21 protein-coding genes, 1 tRNA gene and 1 pseudogene are annotated in these 18,718 nt (G+C 44.6%); 20 read left to right on the plus strand and 3 right to left on the minus strand.

Annotated elements, in window-relative coordinates:
- The first annotated feature begins 3 nt into the window (after window positions 1-3).
- The 16 genes and pseudogenes from A8806_RS15060 to A8806_RS15135 all read left to right on the plus strand — a co-directional run bounded on the left by A8806_RS15060 (window position 4) and on the right by A8806_RS15135 (window position 12,665).
- Complete coding sequence (locus A8806_RS15060) at window positions 4-1,056, plus strand: FGGY-family carbohydrate kinase (protein ID WP_181368743.1); 1,053 nt, start codon at window positions 4-6, stop codon at window positions 1,054-1,056.
- A 25-nt stretch (window positions 1,057-1,081) separates the two neighbouring features.
- On the plus strand, window positions 1,082-1,516 hold the full coding sequence (locus A8806_RS15065; RefSeq protein WP_242996117.1) for a xylulokinase: 435 nt from the start codon (window positions 1,082-1,084) through the stop codon (window positions 1,514-1,516).
- A gap of 252 nt (window positions 1,517-1,768) precedes the next feature.
- A pseudogene (locus A8806_RS15070) lies at window positions 1,769-2,461 on the plus strand (Rpn family recombination-promoting nuclease/putative transposase); the annotation flags it as partial.
- A 274-nt stretch (window positions 2,462-2,735) separates the two neighbouring features.
- Window positions 2,736-3,473 (plus strand): hypothetical protein, encoded by a 738-nt coding sequence (locus tag A8806_RS15075; protein WP_146203297.1) that lies wholly within the window; start codon window positions 2,736-2,738, stop codon window positions 3,471-3,473.
- Window positions 3,474-3,507: 34 nt separating this feature from the next.
- Window positions 3,508-4,188, plus strand: a complete 681-nt coding sequence (locus tag A8806_RS15080; protein ID WP_109732037.1) for a hypothetical protein — start codon at window positions 3,508-3,510, stop codon at window positions 4,186-4,188.
- Between the two features lie 480 nt (window positions 4,189-4,668).
- The gene (rplS, locus tag A8806_RS15085) at window positions 4,669-5,016 is read left to right on the plus strand and encodes a 50S ribosomal protein L19 (protein WP_109732038.1); all 348 of its coding nucleotides are present in this window, start codon (window positions 4,669-4,671) and stop codon (window positions 5,014-5,016) included.
- An 83-nt stretch (window positions 5,017-5,099) separates the two neighbouring features.
- Entirely contained in the window at window positions 5,100-5,765 is a 666-nt protein-coding gene (gene lepB / locus A8806_RS15090) for a signal peptidase I (RefSeq protein WP_109732039.1), read from the plus strand.
- 13 nt (window positions 5,766-5,778) lie between these two features.
- A complete protein-coding gene (gene ylqF / locus A8806_RS15095) occupies window positions 5,779-6,630 on the plus strand; it encodes a ribosome biogenesis GTPase YlqF (RefSeq protein ID WP_109732040.1) in 852 nt (283 codons plus the stop codon).
- Window positions 6,631-6,663: 33 nt separating this feature from the next.
- Window positions 6,664-7,209 carry a signal peptidase I gene (lepB, locus tag A8806_RS15100; protein WP_109732041.1) on the plus strand — a complete coding sequence of 182 codons (546 nt, stop codon included), beginning with the start codon at window positions 6,664-6,666 and terminating at the stop codon, window positions 7,207-7,209.
- The gene (locus A8806_RS15105) at window positions 7,202-7,966 is read left to right on the plus strand and encodes a ribonuclease HII (RefSeq protein ID WP_109732042.1); all 765 of its coding nucleotides are present in this window, start codon (window positions 7,202-7,204) and stop codon (window positions 7,964-7,966) included. The genes lepB (A8806_RS15100) and A8806_RS15105 overlap by 8 nt, the downstream gene beginning before the upstream one ends.
- Before the next feature lie 149 nt (window positions 7,967-8,115).
- Window positions 8,116-8,478: a YraN family protein gene (locus A8806_RS15110; RefSeq protein WP_109732183.1), complete on the plus strand. Its 363-nt coding sequence runs from the start codon at window positions 8,116-8,118 to the stop codon at window positions 8,476-8,478.
- Window positions 8,479-8,520: 42 nt separating this feature from the next.
- Complete coding sequence (gene pgeF / locus A8806_RS15115) at window positions 8,521-9,378, plus strand: peptidoglycan editing factor PgeF (RefSeq protein WP_109732043.1); 858 nt, start codon at window positions 8,521-8,523, stop codon at window positions 9,376-9,378.
- A 3-nt stretch (window positions 9,379-9,381) separates the two neighbouring features.
- Window positions 9,382-10,284, plus strand: a complete 903-nt coding sequence (locus A8806_RS15120) for a mechanosensitive ion channel family protein (protein ID WP_109732044.1) — start codon at window positions 9,382-9,384, stop codon at window positions 10,282-10,284.
- Between the two features lie 3 nt (window positions 10,285-10,287).
- Window positions 10,288-11,514, plus strand: coding sequence for a metallophosphoesterase (locus A8806_RS15125; protein ID WP_109732045.1), 1,227 nt, complete (start codon window positions 10,288-10,290; stop codon window positions 11,512-11,514).
- A gap of 100 nt (window positions 11,515-11,614) precedes the next feature.
- Window positions 11,615-11,687, plus strand: a tRNA-Thr gene (locus tag A8806_RS15130).
- A gap of 171 nt (window positions 11,688-11,858) precedes the next feature.
- Window positions 11,859-12,665, plus strand: a complete 807-nt coding sequence (locus A8806_RS15135; protein ID WP_109732046.1) for an FxLYD domain-containing protein — start codon at window positions 11,859-11,861, stop codon at window positions 12,663-12,665.
- 54 nt (window positions 12,666-12,719) lie between these two features.
- Here A8806_RS15135 and A8806_RS26260 read toward each other — a convergent pair whose 3' ends face one another.
- Complete coding sequence (locus A8806_RS26260; protein WP_181368744.1) at window positions 12,720-12,881, minus strand: hypothetical protein; 162 nt, start codon at window positions 12,879-12,881, stop codon at window positions 12,720-12,722.
- A 206-nt stretch (window positions 12,882-13,087) separates the two neighbouring features.
- Here A8806_RS26260 and A8806_RS15140 point away from each other — a divergent pair, with 206 nt between their 5' ends.
- Together A8806_RS15140 and A8806_RS15145 are read left to right on the plus strand one after the other, a co-directional pair.
- Window positions 13,088-13,531 carry a MarR family winged helix-turn-helix transcriptional regulator gene (locus A8806_RS15140; RefSeq protein WP_109732047.1) on the plus strand — a complete coding sequence of 148 codons (444 nt, stop codon included), beginning with the start codon at window positions 13,088-13,090 and terminating at the stop codon, window positions 13,529-13,531.
- 1 nt (window position 13,532) lies between these two features.
- Window positions 13,533-14,303: a sulfite exporter TauE/SafE family protein gene (locus A8806_RS15145; RefSeq protein WP_109732048.1), complete on the plus strand. Its 771-nt coding sequence runs from the start codon at window positions 13,533-13,535 to the stop codon at window positions 14,301-14,303.
- Here the strand turns inward: A8806_RS15145 and A8806_RS15150 are convergent, their stop codons facing one another.
- Window positions 14,304-15,431 (minus strand): glycerate kinase family protein, encoded by a 1,128-nt coding sequence (locus A8806_RS15150; RefSeq protein WP_109732049.1) that lies wholly within the window; start codon window positions 15,429-15,431, stop codon window positions 14,304-14,306.
- Between the two features lie 158 nt (window positions 15,432-15,589).
- Window positions 15,590-16,642, minus strand: a complete 1,053-nt coding sequence (locus tag A8806_RS26010; protein WP_181368745.1) for a CdaR family transcriptional regulator — start codon at window positions 16,640-16,642, stop codon at window positions 15,590-15,592.
- Between the two features lie 156 nt (window positions 16,643-16,798).
- On the opposite strand from A8806_RS26010, the gene A8806_RS15165 reads away from it, so the two are divergent.
- Together A8806_RS15165 and A8806_RS15170 are read left to right on the plus strand one after the other, a co-directional pair.
- Complete coding sequence (locus A8806_RS15165) at window positions 16,799-17,815, plus strand: CPBP family intramembrane glutamic endopeptidase (RefSeq protein ID WP_181368746.1); 1,017 nt, start codon at window positions 16,799-16,801, stop codon at window positions 17,813-17,815.
- Window positions 17,816-17,844: 29 nt separating this feature from the next.
- Entirely contained in the window at window positions 17,845-18,705 is an 861-nt protein-coding gene (locus tag A8806_RS15170; RefSeq protein WP_109732051.1) for an NAD(P)-dependent oxidoreductase, read from the plus strand.
- Window positions 18,706-18,718 lie beyond the last annotated feature (13 nt).

The following is an 18,718-nucleotide window of genomic DNA, read 5'->3' on the forward strand; positions in this document are numbered from 1 at the left end:
CATGTGGACAGGGCTTATCTGTTAGGGCTTGATGTAGGGACGACGGGATGCAAAACAGTGGTATTTGATCAGGAGGGCAGAGAACTAGGACGCGGTTACAGAGAGTACCCGGTGTTCTGCAAGGAACCTTTTCAGGCAGAGCAGAATCCGGATGCGGTATTCCGTCTGCTAGCAGAGAGTATGCAGGAGGCTGTAAAAAATGCGGGGATTCAGAATGCCGCCGCAGTCAGTCTGAGTGTTCAGGGGGATGCAGTGATACCGGTAGATAGGTCCTATGAAGTACTGCACCCGGCGGTGCTGGGAATGGACTACAGGCCGGAGAAACAGTGTGAAAAATACCGGGAGGAATTTGACGAGCGGCAGTTATATGAAGTAACAGGGCAGCCGCTGCATCCGATTAACATGATGGCCAAAATCATGTGGTTTCTGGATGAGAGACCGGAAATCTCAGAAAAGGCATGGAGATTCATTACGTATGAAGAATTTATCTTTCAAAGACTGGGCGGAGAACCAGTGCTGGATCTGACAATGGCAAGCCGCTCGATGGGATATAGTCTGGAAGAAGGAAAATGGTCGGGGCAAATACTGGAGAACATGGGGATTTCAGAGAGTCTGCTCTCACCTCTTGTCAAATCAGGAGATGTCATAGGAAAGCTATCGTCACAATTGGCAGACAGGATCGGTCTGAATAACAGGCCGCTGCTAGTGGCGGGCTGCCATGACCAGCCTGCAGGCGCTTTAGGGGCGGGAGTAATTGATACCCGGATGGCATTAGACAGTACGGGCACGGCAGAAGTACTGTCGGTCACCTTTCCAGAGCCGATCTTAAGCCAGAGTATGCGTGACAGTTTTTATTCCTGTTATGTGCATGCTGTACCGGGGCAGTATTTCTCCTTTGCACACATGCAGACAGGCGGAATTCTGCAGCAATGGTACAGGGACCAGTTTGGATACCGGGAACTGGAGGAGGCTGGGCATTTGAATATGGATTTCTATACATATGCACAGAGAATGTCCGGATGGTCCTTCCCCGATATTAGTGCTGCCATATTTTAACGGCAGCGGGACACCTTTGTGCGATATGGAAAGCAAAGGTGCTATTGTGGGATTAACGCTTTCAAGCACCCGGCATGATATATTGAAGGGGATTCTGGACAGTTTATGTTATGAACTGAAGTTCAATATAGAAACGATGGGGAAGTCAGGGATTCCAATCCAAGGCCTGCGGGCCACCGGCGGAGGAGCACGTTCACCCCTGTGGCTCCAGACGAAGGCGGATGTTACCGGGCTGACGGTCGAGACACTGGAATGCAAGGAAGCAGGCTGCTTAGGCAGCGCTGTTCTGGCTGCTGTCGGGGCAGGAATATACGATACCATTGAACAGGCAGTAAAACAGATGGTAAGGCCGGGCATGAGTTACCGGCCAAGGGAAGAGCAGTCGGGCAGGTATCAGGAGCAGTATCAGGTGTATAAAAGTCTTTATGGATGCCTGAAACCTGTTTTTCATAAAATGTAACATAACGAGGGAAGAGGGGCAAATAGTAAATGGGGAATCCGATGCTGCATGATTGAGCTGCGGTATCGGGTTTTTCTGTGTCTTTCAATTTTCACCTTTCATTTTTCAATCGGCAGTTCGCCGGTTTACCCAATTAATTACTTATTTAGAACCGCAGAAAAAAATAAAAACACTACATTTTGAAGGTATTCCTGTCTTTTACATATCTGTATTTCATGATATGATAATAATAAATCAGAAGAACTTAAAGACGGGACGCAGATGAACATGGAAATGCAGGTCAAACACTTTGAATACTGGGATGAACGCGCCTTGTTCTATCTTAGTAAGATGTTTGACAGCCAGATCCGTAAAGGCGAGTCCTATGAAAAGTTGCAGAAGTGTATCCATGTAAGTATTTTAGACTTCATCCATTTTCCGAATGACAACAAGTGTTACCGCAGGATTCATTTCCGGGATGATCAGACATCACAACTGTATTCCGATAAAATGGAACTTCAGATACTGGAGCTGAAAAAACTGCCTCCTGAGGTTAAGACCGGAGAAGATGTTCTTGCATGGATGAGGTTCTTCAGCAGCAAAAACAAGGAGGAATTTCAGAATATGGCTAAAACTAACGAATATTTCGATGAAGCATACAATACATTACTCAATCTGAGTGCTGACGAGCAGAAACGGCTGGAATACGAGGCCAGGGAAAAGGCATTGAAGGATTATAATACCCAGATCAGCAGCGCTGAAAAGAGAGGAATTAAAGCTGGGGAAGAGATCGGACGCAAAGTTGGAGAAGAGATTGGGTTACGCAGGGGCAAGGAGTTGGGAGAACAGGAAGGTGAACGCCGTACCCGCCAAGTCTTCAAGCTATATATGCAGGGTAAATCACCGGAAGAAATTGCCGGTCTTTGCAATATCAGTATAGACAAAGTGAAGCAAATATTGGAGTAGTTTCTGCCATTTTTTAATTGCAGATATCCTCCTAAATCGAAAGATACAGAAAAATCCGATGCTGTAGTTTGATTATGTAGCATCGGATTTGCCATTAATAGATGGTGTGGGTGTGTAAAACAATAAAATGATTATCAGAATTAAAAGATAAAAATAGTCAATAGACAGAATTCTTATAAATGTGATATAGTTAATTAGAAAACAAATACGATAAGAAAGAGGTGATACCAATGAAATAAATATATAATAAAATAGGGAGTGTGAGGTGATTATTTTGAGAAATAAAAGAATTGTATCATTAGTTGCAATTTTAGCAATGATAGCTTTGATTTCTGTGTATGCATTAAAATGTCAGCAACGAAATACTGCATCGGATATTTTGGCTGATTTTCTTAAGAGCAATTATGATTATATAGTTACCAACTATGAAATAGAGAATGGTAAGAGTAAAATGATAGCGGTTTATAAGGGAAATGTTGTTTATGAACCATACCAACAGCATGAAATACTTATTGAGGATCCAACCGGGAAGATTGAATTACTGGAAGCAAACTATTATGAAAAGGAAGGTGAATTTTTCTACGACAGGAAGATTCGTACGGATTCAGATGGAAATCCTACATGGTTAACCGGTAAAAGAAGTGGACGCAGATATGCTGACTTATACTCAAAAGAAGGGCTGTTATTTAATTTTAGTCATACTGAAAAGGTAAAGGGGATCAATAATCTGGTATTTATAGCCGAGTATGAAGATACGATGGTTTACGTAGGAGATAAAAAAACGATTAAGTTACCATGTACGATTCATTTGGAATATTATGTGGATCCCAACAAAAAAATGGTTACGAAAATTCTATACGATAATGAAGATTATGCCAGAGCAACGGAAGTGGCAAAGCTTATGAACGAGGGAATCAGCCAGAAAGAAGCAGAAAAGAGAATTTCTGATAGTTCCGATTTGCACAGTGTTAAAATGATATTTGAAATTCTATTATTTAATGAAGAAGGATAAGTAAGATAGAATTAAGTTTGGCGGAGGTAGTGGTATGAAAAAGAAAATTTTTAGTTCTGTATTGGTATTTATTTTAGCGTTTTCAATAAGCATAACAGTTAATGCTAGTGATTTTAGTATTAATTGTGATAATAATGTTGGTATATCGTATTCCAAATTAAAAGAATTATTTCCTGATATTCCAATAAAGGAAAATGGATTTGTTGAGGGGTATAAAGATAAATCTGGTAAAAGAACCTTTTCTGAAAATACACCACAAGTAATGGAAACCTATAGTGCAGAATATGAGACGGGTGAATGCTGGCTAAACATTTATGATAATGGTTCTTATGGAGCATATGGATATGAAAAAACTGGTGAAATGTCATTAGCAGTAGGCCTAGGAGCAGGGTATGAAGTTCTTGCATCTTCATACAGATCATATTACTCATCAGGAGCGGCTGCATTTGGATATACTTATACGCTATATACTGCGTTAGGAACAAATTATAGCCAAATCCATAATTTGTCAGCGGCAAATCCTTTATGGGGAGGGCAATATGCTTATTTTTCTGCTGGAAGTTCATATTATGTAAGACAAACACAAACAGCGTCTTCAGCAGCAGAAGTGGCAGGAAACGCTTCGCTTTACTCAGATGGTTATTACGCAGCAAAATATCTACTGACAACTAAGGTATCTTATGGGGCAATTAAAGTTTCCGTAAGCGTTAGCTAAAAGAAAAGATATGAGGTTTTGTTTTTGTGACTAATTGCAGAAGCTTAAACATAATACTTTTAAATACAGTAATTATGTGAGAGATTATTACTGCAATGAGAAATGAAATGATGTTAGAAAATAAAGATTCTGAACAGGGGAGGCAGTGGCTTATATGAGCCACTGTTTTTCTTAAAATATTCTATATAACGTTAATGGCCTTTCTGATTTTATATCTAATAGTTTACGAATAATATCTCTATATACTATCTAATTGTAGATATTCTTCTATGAAAAGATATTTTGAAGAAATGCATATTAAAATTTTTGTGGACTGTAATTAAATAGTAAATTCTGCTTGAATCTTCGATGAAAGTATGGTAGAATACAACAGTTGTGAAATGAAAAGCGATGGTCCTCTGATGCGCAAAAGGTCCGACAGACACCAGATAAGTCTGCTGACAGGCATTAAGAACGTCTAAATATTAAGGAGGTCACACAATGAATGATATTATCAGAAAAATCGAAGCAGAGCAGTTAAAGGAAAATGCACCGGAATTTAATGTTGGTGATACTGTAAAAGTATACGCTAAAATTAAAGAGGGTAACCGTGAAAGAATTCAGGTTTTTGAAGGAACAGTCCTGAAGAAACAGGGTGGAAGCACAAGAGCTACTTTCACAGTTAGAAAGAATTCTAACGGTATCGGTGTTGAGAAGACTTGGCCGTTACACTCACCAAACGTTGAAAAGGTAGAAGTAATCAGAAGAGGTAAAGTAAGAAGAGCTAAACTGAACTACTTAAGAGACCGTGTTGGTAAGAGAGCTAAGGTAAAAGAATTAGTAAAATAGTAACATTGAGAGGGACAAGTACAACATGTATATTGTCCCTTTTATCTTTTAAGAAGGTATAAATGTAATTATGAGGAAAATATATGCAGGATTTGAATTTTCGTAAGAGGCGCCGGAAGCAGGCAAGAAAAAAACAGAAAATGAAAAAGCAGGGGCTCAGGTTTGAGACCGGCAAGCCGCAGCTGCGTTTCCGTAAGGAAAAGACTAAGGCTCAGCGACAGAAAGCGGCTGCAGTCGTGAACTGGACGGTTCAGATTGCAATTACCTGTATGATTGCTTTCGTGCTTGTATGGTTTTTTGGACAGCGTGTCAGCAATGCTGGGGATTCGATGAAACCTGTTCTGCAGAACGGGGATGTTGTTCTGGTGAACCGGCTGATCTATAATGCCAGTAAACCAAAGCGGGGGGATATCATTGCATTTAAGCCCAACGGAAATGAGAATACCCATTATTCCATCAAAAGAGTTGTAGGGCTTCCGGGTGAGACGGTGCAGATTAAGGACGGGAGCATCTATATCAACGGCACCGAGACACTGGAACATATTTTCGCAGAGGATATCGAGGAAGCAGGCATCGCGGAAGAGCCTGTTATATTGGACGGGACAGAATATTTTGTCCTGGGAGATAATCATTTAAGCAGTGATGACAGCCGTATGGCTGATATCGGGAATGTTAAGAGAAGTGAGATATATGGCAAGGTCTGGTTCGTAGCAAGTTTTGGATCAGATTTCGGCTTCGTGAAGAGATAAAGGAGGAAATAACATGCATTTTCAATGGTACCCGGGTCATATGACGAAGGCCAAACGCATGATGCAGGAGAATATAAAGCTGATCGACCTAGTGATCGAACTGGTCGACGCGCGGATTCCGGTGAGCAGCAGAAATCCGGAGATAGATGAGCTGGGAAAGAATAAGGCAAGATTAATCCTGCTTAACAAATCAGACCTGGCGGAAGAAAAATGGAATGATGCCTGGGCGGAGTATTTTAAGGGAAAGGGATATTCTGTTCTGAAAGTGAATTCCAGAAAAGGCGGAGGGGTGAAGTCCATACAAGGCGTCATTCAGGAGGCGTGTAAAGAAAAGATTGAGAGAGACAGAAAACGCGGGATCCTGAACCGTCCGGTAAGGGCGATGGTAGTCGGGATACCGAATGTCGGAAAGTCTACGTTTATCAATGCACTGGCAGGAAAGGCCTGTACTAAGACCGGGAATAAGCCGGGAGTGACGAAGGGAAAGCAGTGGATACGCCTGAATAAAAATGTAGAGCTGCTGGATACACCGGGGATTCTCTGGCCTAAGTTTGAAGACCAGACAGTCGGACTCCGCCTTGCATTTATCGGATCTATTAAGGACGAGATTCTGAACACGGAAGAACTGGCTATGGAGCTGATCGGATTTTTGAAGGAAAAATACACTGGAATTTTGAAGGACAAGTATCAGATAGAAGAAGCGGAAGATCATTTTGAATGCCTGAGATCCATTGCCGAAAGCCGCCATTGTCTGGTAAGGGGCAATGAACTGGATACAGAAAAAGCCGCAAAGATCCTGCTGGATGATTTCAGAAACGGCAGATTGGGAAAAATTACACTTGAATTTCCTGAAGATTATGCATAAGATAAGAAGAGATACTGGAAAGAAGGATAGGATATGGAGCAGGAGAGAAGCATTTTAAGGGAACTTCTGGGCTGGATTGTATATATACTGATTATTGTAGGGCTCACCTACCTTATCATTACATTTGTAGGGCAGCGGACACGTGTCAGCGGTTCTTCTATGGAAACGACACTTTCAGACGGGGATAACCTGATTGTGGATAAGATTTCCTTCCGTTTTAGAGACCCGAAGCGGTACGAGATTATTGTATTTCCTTATCAGTATGAGGACAATACATATTACATTAAGAGAATCATCGGCCTTCCGGGTGAGACTGTACAGGTAATGGACGGCAAGGTTTATATTGACGGGCAGGAACTGGATGAACATTACGGTAATGAAGAGATGCTGGATCCCGGAATCGCGGGAGAGCCGATCACACTCGGTGATGATGAATATTTTGTACTTGGAGATAACAGAAACCACAGCGCGGACAGCCGTCAGGAAAATGTGGGCAAACTGCACAGGAAGGATCTGCTGGGAAGGGCATGGATACGGATCTGGCCTTTCAGCAAATTTGGTGTAATCAAGCATGAGTAACAGTATCAGTGAGATAAAATGGGAATTTGAGCGGGCAAAAGAGAAAGAACTCCACACCCTCTATGAAAAATACGGGGAAGATACAAGGAATGGAGTTCAGAATCTGATAGCAAGATATAAAAAGCAGGAAGAAAAGCTTAAAAAGGAGCGCCAGCGCCTTGAGCAAATGCGTGAATATGAGAAAAAATATACCCAGTATGCATATATCTGCGGGATTGACGAGGTCGGCAGGGGACCGCTTGCAGGCCCTGTTGTGGCAGGGGCAGTGATTCTTCCCCACGACTGCGAAATATTATATTTGAATGATTCTAAGAAATTAACAGCAAAAAAGCGTGAAGAACTGTATGATGAAATTATGAATAAAGCAATCGCGACCGGAATCGGGATGGTGAGTCCGGCCAGAATTGATGAGATCAACATTCTTCAGGCAACATATGAAGCCATGCGCATTGCGGTGCAGGAACTACGCACTGCACCGGAACTGCTGCTCAATGATGCAGTGACCATTCCGGGGATTACGATACGGCAGGTGCCGATCATAAAGGGTGATGCAAAAAGCGTATCGATTGCGGCTGCCAGTATTATTGCAAAGGTGACAAGAGACAGACTGATGGCTGAGTATGATGAGATACTGCCCGATTATGGATTCGCAGAGAATAAGGGCTATGGCTCTGCGGCACATATCGAGGCTTTGAAAAAAAAGGGACCAACACCGATTCATCGGCGTTCATTTATAAAGAACTTTGTATCTGTTTAGCGTTTGTGGTGTTTTCTGGGTACAGGGTGAGCGGCCGCAGCCGGCATGATCTTTTCATGCAGATGTGGCTGGGTGGCTACTGTGCACACCCTGCGGGTGTACACAGTAACGCCGGGTGTTGTCTGAGGGATAGCAGTCTGGTACAGAAAATGCAACAGAGCATTAGAAAAAACAACAGAAAAGTAGGAACAGATTATGAACAGGCGGCAGGTTATTATCTGGAACAGCAGGGATATGTAATTCTGGAATATAATTACAGGTGCCGTATCGGGGAGATTGACCTGATAGCCAGAGATGGCGAATATCTGGTATTCTGTGAAGTGAAATTCCGCCGGGACCGGAGAAAAGGGAGTCCGCTGGATGCTGTCGGTGTAAAGAAACAGAGGACACTGTACCAGTGTGCCCTGCATTATCTTTCGGTACACAGGATTGACGGGATTCCGTGCAGATTCGATGTAATCGGTATTGAAGGCGGTAAGGTTACGCATATCCGGAATGCTTTTGAGGGATAAAGCCGTTATTTGCATATAGAATGAAAAGTGAAAGGATTTTTTATGAGTTTAGGACTTCATTATAAGAATCAGGAACAGATTTTCAGAGAGATTGAGACGGATACTCCTTATTTGGAATATCCGTTGTTTCAAAATACGGGGATTGTAAGACATGGTTTCTCGACGCGTCTGGGCGGAGTCAGTGAAGGCTGCTATTCTTCACTGAATTTAAGCTTTACTCGCGGGGACAGGGAAGAAGCCGTGCGGGAGAATTTCCGCAGGATGGGGAATGCGCTCGGGGTGAGGTGTGAAGATATGGTTTTTACACAGCAGACCCATACGACCAATGTCCGTGTTGTGACGGATCAGGACCGCGGGATGGGGATTGTGCGCCCGCGGAGTTATGCGGATGTCGACGGGCTTGTGACCAATGTTCCGGGAATCTGTCTTGTCACATTTTTTGCAGACTGTGTCCCCCTTTATTTTCTGGACCCGGTAAAGAAGGTGATTGGCCTGAGCCATTCCGGATGGCGGGGAACTGTCGGAAAGATCGGAAGGAGGACCGTGGAACTAATGCAGGAGCAGTACGGCTGCTCGCCGGCTGATATCCTTGCGGCGGTGGGACCTTCCATCTGTCAGGACTGCTATGAGGTCAGTGAAGATGTGATCGTCCAGTTCCGGGAACATTTTGCAGAAAAAGACTGGCCCGAATTGTTTTATAAAAAAGAAAACGGGAAGTACCAACTGGACCTCTGGAAGGCGAATGAACTTGTTTTTTTGGAGGCAGGAATTCATAAAGAACATATAGCCGTGACAAACCTGTGTACTCACTGTAACAGCGATATTCTGTATTCCCACAGGACGACAGGGGACAAAAGAGGAAACTTGTGTGCGTTTCTTGCATTGAAGGAGGAGGCATAAGAAATGATATTAGCGGCATCAGATTTTAAATCTGCAGAAGAAGTGACGACAGAAGTCACGCAGGAAGTAAGCAGAATGTCACAGTACTTTCAGGATCATCTTCCGGGGCTGATTGGTTTTGGAATTAAGGTTTTACTTGCGCTTGTATTTTTCTTCATCGGGCGCGTTGTCATCCGCTGGATACAGAAGCTTGTGCGGCATTCTCTGGAGAGGACGAGTGCGGATAAAGGCGTGATCCAGTTCGTGGATTCCCTTTTGAAAGCCAGCCTGTATGTGCTGCTGATTTTCACCATAGCGACGAAACTCGGGGTAGAGTCCTCATCGGTTGCCGCACTGCTCGCATCCGGTGGTGTTGCTATAGGCCTTGCCCTTCAGGGAAGTCTGTCAAACTTTGCGGGCGGCGTCCTGATTTTGCTGTTGAAGCCATTTGTGGTAGGAGACTATATCATTGAAAACACAGGTAAGAATGAGGGAACAGTAAAAGAGATTCAGATTTTCTATACTAAGCTGTCTACGGTTGATAATAAGACGATTGTGATTCCCAATGGCACGCTGGCAAACAGCAGTCTGACGAACGTGACTGCAAGGCCGGAGCGGCAGCTGGATATGAAGGTAGGCATCGCCTACCATGCGGACTTGAAAAAGGCAAAAGCCCTGATTGAGGACCTGCTGTTAAATGATGATTCCATTATGCAGGATGAGGATATTAAGGTGTTTGTAGATTCCCTCGGGGACAGTGCCGTAATGCTGGGACTTCGCGCGTGGGTGAAGACAGACGAGTACTGGCCGACAAGGTGGAGGCTTCTGGAAGAAATCAAACTGACTTTTGACAGAGAAAATATTGAGATACCTTATAACCAGCTGACGGTTCATATGTATGGAGAAGAAAATAAAGGAGCAGAGTAGAAAATGCTGGCAGTTTATTTATCACCTGTTTATATACTGCTGAATTTATATATCTTAAGATGGCTGCTGCGGTGGATGAGTGCCTGCAGCGGCTATTTTCACGGGAAAAAGGCGAAAGCGTGTGTCGCCGTGGTTTATACCCTTTTGGCAACAGCCCTGCTGACCGGCTTTCTGATGCCTGCGGGGAATCTGCAGAGAGTCCTCAAACTGATTGGCAATTACTGGCTTGGCGTGATGCTTTATGCCCTGCTTGTAATTCTTGCAGCGGACCTGATCAGGCTGATCTTAAGAATATTCGTGTGGAAGGACTGGGGACGGGACAAAGAGACAGATAAGAAATGGAAGATCCTGCGTGAAAGAAGGGGATTCGCCGTGATTGGGGCGGTATGTGTGATCCTGATGGCTGCTGCGTGCATCGGCGGGGCGATAAATGCCCGAATCATCAGAACCACGGATTACGATATCAGTATTGATAAACATGCGGGAAATCTGGATGAACTTAAGATTGTACTGGCAGCGGACCTGCATCTGGGATATAATGTGGGGCACCTCGAGATGGAGCAGATGGTCCGGAAAATAAATGCACAGAAACCGGATTTGGTCGTGATCGCAGGAGATATATTCGACAATGAATATGAGGCTCTGGATGACCCTGACAGGCTGATTTCTATTTTAAAGGGTATAAAAAGTAAATATGGGACCTATGCCTGTTACGGGAACCACGATATTCAGGAAAAGATACTGGCGGGGTTTACGTTCGGCGGCAAACATGAAAAAAAGGAAAGTGACCCACGTATGGATGAGTTTCTTAAAAAAGCCGGAATCACACTTCTTAAGGACAAGGGATTGTTGATTGCTGACAGCTTTTATCTGTATGGCAGACCCGATTTTCACCGTCCCGGACGGGGGATTGACGTGCGCAGGACGGCAGAAGAGATTACTTCAGATTTCGACAAGGATAAACCGATCATTGTCATCGATCATGAGCCAAAGGAGTTGGACGAGCTTTCAAAGGCCGGTGTTGATCTGGACCTGTGCGGGCATACCCATGACGGACAGACATTTCCGGGAAATTTGACGGTGGGCCTTATGTGGGAAAATTCTTATGGATACCTCAGGAAGGGGGACATGCATAATATTGTTACCTCAGGAGTGGGCGTGTTTGGGCTGTTCATGAGACTGGGTACAAAAGCAGAGATCTGTGCGGTGAATGTAAGATTTGCCGGGTGATTTGAAAAATGTGGGGATTCTAAAAGAAAAAAGTAAAAAAACTGTTGAAATTATTGCTGAAAAGAGATATAATAATCAAGGTTCGTCTGACGGACCATAAGCTGGAATAGCTCAGTCGGTAGAGCACCTCACTCGTAATGAGGGGGTCGTCGGTTCAAGTCCGATTTCCAGCTTTGCGAGAAAAGGCCGCAAACCTAGCAAAGGGACGGCCTTTTTTGATGCCCTCAGGAGGTGGACATCAGTGGAAAAGGAGCAATAAATAATGTCAATAAAAGTAAATTATTGAATGTTATGTCTGCATACGGTATAATGATTGATAATATATGTTAAAGGAGGAAAAGCATATGAAAAAGGTATTAAGCTTATTATTAGTAATCTGTTTATCAATTGGTATGATGGTAGGGTGTAGCACAAAAGATGCAGATGCCCCGGAAGAGATAAAATACGCAGACGAAGATTTTATGGTGGATTTGTCCAAAGCTTTAGAAACAAGATGGGCAATGAACGAGCAAGATCAAAATAGCTATGAAGAAGGTACGGACAAACAAAAAGAATTATTTTCCAAATGGACAAAGGCTGAATTAGATATTTTACAAAAGTACGAGGATGAAAAGTTTGAAAACAGTAAGTTAAAAGAACTTGCGATCCAATATATTAATTGTTTAAAAGATCAGGAAGAGGCATTGAAGTACGTTACAGTTGATTATGCAAAATTTTCTGAACTTTGGCAGACGGCTTATGATTCAAGAACGCAGTTAATTGCTCAGTTTAAAGAGGATTATGATTTAAAAGTTTCTGAAAAATATCAGAGTACACTCGATGATCTCCTCACAAATGCACAGCTTGTTACAGAAGATCAGACAGAAAAAAGCACTGTTGAAGAATTTATAAAAGGCATTCAGTTTACAACAGAAAGTGATGAGTTTGGATTGAAGACTTGTTCCGCTGTGGTAGAAAATACCACGGGATTAGGATTTAAATCCTTGTCTTTAACAATTAACCTGCTTGATGCGGATGGCGTAATTATTGAGACGACATACTCACATGTGGAAAATTTTGCTCCGGGAAGTAAAGCAAAATTTGAATTCATGACCGATAAAGAATTCACATCCACAGATGTGAATGCACAGTTTTATGAACTTGATAAATAACAGATATAAGGCCGCAGACCCAATGATAAGGGACTGCGGCCTTTTGGGTATACATTACTCCCCGCCGGGACCATCCCGTCTCGGGACTTCATCCGGGATAACGTTCGTAGCATTTGTTTCCGGAGCAAGGGGGATTTCTATATTCTTTTCCTGCTTACCCGGGTCTATTGTACGTGCAGGGTTGGTACGGCCGGGCATATTCGTATAATTATCCATTTTGCACCTCCTTTATCTTATGTATCTAGTATTTCCCTAATTTCGAAAAAGTATGTCTTAGGAAATGCTTGACATTCTGGTTTTATATGTTAAAATAGTTCATTGAAGAACAGTTCTTTAATGAACTATATATTCTGGATGGATTGGAATAAATCCGATTTATGCGGTCTGCAACGATATGTCTAAGAAAGAGTGAGGTGCCATAGATGCTGACAACTATTGAGTTTTTGACAATTACAAACCAGTTCCAGAAAGTATATGGGAGCAAGCTGAGCGAGATTGCATCTGCATATGATATGACAAAGGTAGAAATTGATGTCCTGCTTTTCCTCTATAACAATCCACAGTATGACACAGCGAAGGAAATTGTAGAGTTCAGGCATATTGCAAAGTCCTATGTATCCAAGGCTGTTGACCTGTTGGTGAAGCGGGGATATCTGGCGGTGGAAGAGGATGCGTCGGACCGGAGGGTGGCGCATCTGACCATAGTGGATGGTGCGGCTAAAGTGGCAGCGAAGGCCAGAAAGGCGCAGGAAGAAGTCATGGGAGTTATTTTTGAGGGAGTAACTGAGGAAGAAAAGCAAACCTTTGAAAATATCCTGCGCAAGATGATGGAAAACATGGAAAAAGATAAACGAGGTGAAGATTAAGATGATTGCGAAGATACTTGTATGTCTGGCAGCCGGCATGGGCGCCGGAATTGGGACTGGCCTTGCGGGATTGTCCGCAGCGGCGGTTATTTCCCCGATGCTGATTACGTTTTTGGGTTTCGATGCATATGAAGCGGTAGGAATTGCGCTGGCATCTGATGTGCTGGCATCGGCGGTTTCTGCGTATACATACGGGAAACATAAAAATCTGGATATCAGGAACGGGATCGTGATGCTCTGTACTGTACTGCTATTTACGATGGCAGGAAGTTATATTGCCTCTCTGCTTCCGAATACGACGATGGGAGGGTTCTCGGTATTTATGACACTAATTCTGGGAATTAAATTCATTGTGCGCCCGGTTATGACGACCAAGGATAAACAGGAGGAAAAAGATAAGAAAACTAAGATTATACAGTCCATATTGTGTGGGATTGCAATCGGGTTTATCTGTGGGTTTATCGGAGCAGGCGGCGGAATGATGATGCTTCTCATGCTGACCAGCGTGCTGGGGTATGAATTAAAGACAGCCGTCGGAACAAGTGTGTTTATCATGTCGTTTACGGCATTTACAGGAGCTGTGTCACATTTCTCCATCAGCGGAAGCCTGCCAGACATGCCGGCGCTGGTACTATGTGTTCTCTTCACACTGGCCGGTGCGAGGGTTGCCGCGAGATTTGCAAACAAAGCACCAGCCAAGACATTGAACAGGGCGACAGGCGTTGTACTGTCTATTCTGGGGATTGCTATGGTTGCGGTGAAGTATTTATAATCACAGCAGCCGGAACACCTGCTCCACGCTGTCAGCCATATTTTCCCGCGCGTGTTCCGGTGCCATTGCCTCCTCCAGTGTTGTGACTCCCCGCACGATAGGGAAGAATGCATCAATCCCGGATTCATTGCACACCCGTGCACCTTTCGTGACGCTGCCTGCAAATGCGAGAACTTTCGCCCCATGTTTCTTCGCCAGTTTTGCCACGCCGACTGGAGCCTTCCCCATCGCTGTCTGATGGTCCAGACGGCCTTCTCCGGTTACGACAATATCGGCATCTTTAAGTTCGTCCTCCAGACCGACCGCATCCAGAATCAGGTCAATTCCCGGTGTGAGTTCGGCATGCAGGTAACTGAGCAGCGCGAAGCCAAGCCCGCCGGCAGCGCCAGCCCCTTCCGCTTCTGCAAAATCGTTCCCGAGTGTTTCTTTTGTCACCTCTGCGTAGCTGGCCATATCTGCATCCAACTGTGCCTTCATGTCATCCGTGACCCCTTTCTGGGGGCCGTATATGTAAGTGGCGCCATTTTCCCCGCAGAGGGGGTTGGTTACGTCACAGGCAACCTGAAAACGGCATTCAGACAGTTTCGGGTAAGCATTGCTGGTGCAGACTGCAGCAATCCGTCCGAGAGCCTGTGCACCCTGTCCGACATCCTGCCCGTCCTGATCTATGAATAAATACCCCAGAGCCTGCAGCATTCCAATTCCACCATCATTGGTGGCGCTCCCGCCGATGCCGATGATGAAGTTCCGGCACCCTTTTTGTGCCGCGTCACGGATCATTTCCCCGACGCCGTAAGTTGTAGCGGCAAGCGGATTTTTTTCTTTCCCTGACACAAGCGTGATTCCGGCCGCCGAGGCCATCTCCATGATTGCGGTGTCAGTTTCTTTCAGATATCCATAATAAGCTGGGACTGGTTCACCGAGCGGTCCTGTCACGGTGAGGTCGATCCGTTCGCCTCCCATCCCTTCAATCAAAGCATCAACGGTACCTTCCCCGCCGTCTGCCAGAGGCTTTACGACAACCTGCGTTTCAGGATGGGCGCGGAGAATCCCCTCGCGGGCTGCAAGCCCTGCCTCCATAGAACTCAGACTTCCTTTTAATGAATCAATTGCTGCAACGACTTTCATATTCAATACCTCCGTGATGAATCGAACAGTAACACATTATCTGAATTCAGTATAACAGATGGGCGATAAATGAGTATGGTACAGGTAATAAAAAATATAGGTATTTATCCGTAAAATTATCACCTGTACCAAACACGATCCAGGAAAAAACTGGTATCCTAATGGTTACAGAATAGTGCGAACTGTAGTAAAAAAGCATCCTGAAACAGACGGGGATTCAGTCCTGTTTTTTCGGTAATTCTGTCCAGCTGGTACTGGAGCGTGTTTTTGTGGATAAAAAGTGCTTCCGAAGCATCCTTCAGTGATAAATTGCAGGAAAAATAGATGTTCAAAATCTTTAATTCCTTATCATTGAGAGAACTGAGAATGCGTCCGGCATAGAGCTTCTGGATTTGATCCGGCAGGCTCTCCAGTACGAATTCAATGGAAATGTCATCAATGCTGCAGAATACAGTATTCAGTTGCCGTGCGTGTCTGCGGGCAGTCTGTGCGCTGTGGTAGGACTGGCTGAGCTGATAAAGCGGCCCGAAGGGCCCCATGCCGGCGTGCACACGGTCTTTGTATTTCGAACCGAATTCATCGGGCGAAAAGCCCTGCCATGTCTCACGGTCAAAGACAACCACCCATTCATTCGGGTAAAGGTAGACAGAAAGCCGGCAGCCGATGGCAGAAAAATAGAAACGCAGCGAAGGTTCCAACGTCGTATCCTTCATCTTAATGGACAGCACCGCATATTCCTTGGAGGAATCTATCTCATATTTTTCCAACAGAATATCCAACTGCTTCTGGTTCTGCACATTGTCATAGATCAGTGAAGTGATGAGGAAATGGATGGAACGGTTTTCAGACAAAAGTTCCTCGTTCAGCTGCTGTTCTTTCAGGAAAACCTCTGTAATCTTGGTGATTAGGAAGCCAAATTGTTTCAGGTCGTCCGGATTTCCCGTGATCCCGATCACCGCAACCGGGGTACCTTCGAGAAAAATCGGATAGTTAATACCATTTCGGGCACCCTTGAAATCATGGCTGTCACCGACAAAGACGGGGGTCCCCCTTCTTATGGCTTCGCATCCGGCTTCATGGAAAGTTCCGATCCGCTTGGAATCCGTGCTTCCTATAATAATGCCGGATGCGTTGATAAAGTTAATGTCGTTTCCAACAACCTCATAGACTGCTTTAACAATCTGTGATGCAAGCTGTCTGGATAGTTCCATGAATATCACCTCCGTAACAAATATATGGTCATCGTACCATAAAAAAGGACTACAATCCATAAAAATCGATAACACGGAATGTATATTGTTAATTTTGCAGTGAGACGTTATAATAAAGAAGACAAAATGAAAGCAAAAGTGAGCAGGAGGATACGGATGCAGGAACATTTGGGGATAGATACAGTAAAGGAAGGAAAACGCTTTTTTTCAACAATCGGATTTTTGTATCTGGCAGGATCGGTCATTATATGGATTGTGCAGGACCTGACCATCGGTATGGTCCACTATATGAAGCCTGAACTACTGCAGAATAATACCCTTTTCATGATGCTGCCAATGCTGTCGATGTATATACTGGGAATGCCGATGCTGATTTTTCTGGTCAGCCGCATGAAAACAGAGAAAAAGATTGCCGTGCATAAGATGTCAGTGGGAAAGTTAATTATGGCTGCAATCATGTGTTATGGGATCATGTACGCAGGCAATCTGGCGGGGAATTTCCTGACGATGCTCATCGGATTATTCACGGGTTCGGCGGTCACAAACGAAGTGGCTTCAATGGTGGCGGGGAACGCGCAGTGGGCGGTGTTTTTCCTTACAGTTCTATGTGCCCCGGTGTATGAAGAGGTCATTTTCAGGAAACTGATTATAGACCGTGCGGTGGTGTATGGAGAAGGCACGGCGGTGGTACTTTCAGGAATCATGTTCGGGCTGTTCCACGGAAACCTGAACCAGTTTGCATATGCATTCTTCTTAGGCCTGTTTCTGGCTTTTATCTATGTAAAAACCGGCCGGCTCAGATATACGGTCATCCTCCATATGGCGGTGAACTTTGTGGGGAGTGTTGTCTCAGTCTGGATTCTGAATGCATCACGTTTCAGTGAGCTTCCGGGGACTACGAGCCTGCTTCAGACAAATGTGGCTGAGGGGATGGCAAAAATCAGGGAACTGATGCCGGGTATCGTGCTTATAACGTTATACAGTCTGGCTGTGATTGGGACTGCCGCTGCGGGAATTACACTTCTAATTGCCTACAGGAAAAGTTTCCGGCTGCTGCCGGGAGAAAAGATGATTCCGCAGGGAAGGCGGTTTGCGGTTGTGGCACTCAATGCCGGGATGCTGTTGTTTACTGCCTTCTGGCTGATACAGATGGTCATGCAGCTTATGGCTTAAATATAAAAAAGATAAGGAGAAAGAATAAAATGAAAAAAATTGGATTTATCGGTGTCGGTATTATGGGAAAATCAATGGTGCGCAACCTGATGAAGGCAGGATTTGAACTCCACATCTATGCAAGGAATAAGACAAAGGTGGAAGATGTGATCGCGGAAGGCGCATTTTTCCATGACAGCATCAAGAGCTGTGTGTCAGGCTGTGAAGCGGTCATCACGATCGTTGGTTTCCCGAAAGATGTAGAGGAAGTTTATTTTGACGAAGGAAATATTCTGGACAGTGCAGAGGCGGGGACTTATCTGATAGACATGACAACGACCAGCCCGCAGATTGCGGAGAAGATTTATGCAGAAGGGAAGAAAAAGGGATTCCACGTGCTGGACGCTCCGGTTACGGGCGGTGACACAGGCGCCAAAAACGGGACACTCTCAATTCTTGTAGGGGGAGATCAGGAAGACTACGAAGCATGTATGCCACTGTTTGAGGCAATGGGGAAGAACATCAATTATCAGGGAAAAGCAGGCTGCGGCCAGCACTGCAAATTGGCCAACCAGATCATGATAGCGGGAACACTTTCCGGGGTATGCGAGGCCCTTACTTACGCGAAGGCAAAAGGTCTGGATCTGGATACCGTTTTGAAGTCGGTTGCGACGGGTGCGGCCGGAAGTAAACAGCTGGATACGTTCGGACCAAAGATTCTGGAAGGGGACTACGAGCCGGGATTCTTCATGAAACACTTTATCAAGGACATGAAGCTGGCGCTGATTGAGGCGAATATGAGTGAACTGAGTCTTGATGTGTTAAGCCAGGTGCTTGCCAACTGTGAGGAACTGGAGGCAGAGGGCTATGGGGAACTCGGGACACAGGCACTGATGAAATACTACGAATAAAGGAAAGCAGCTT

Source organism: Faecalicatena orotica (assembly GCF_003149245.1).
Taxonomy (GTDB): Bacteria; Bacillota; Clostridia; order Lachnospirales; family Lachnospiraceae; genus Faecalicatena_A; species Faecalicatena_A orotica.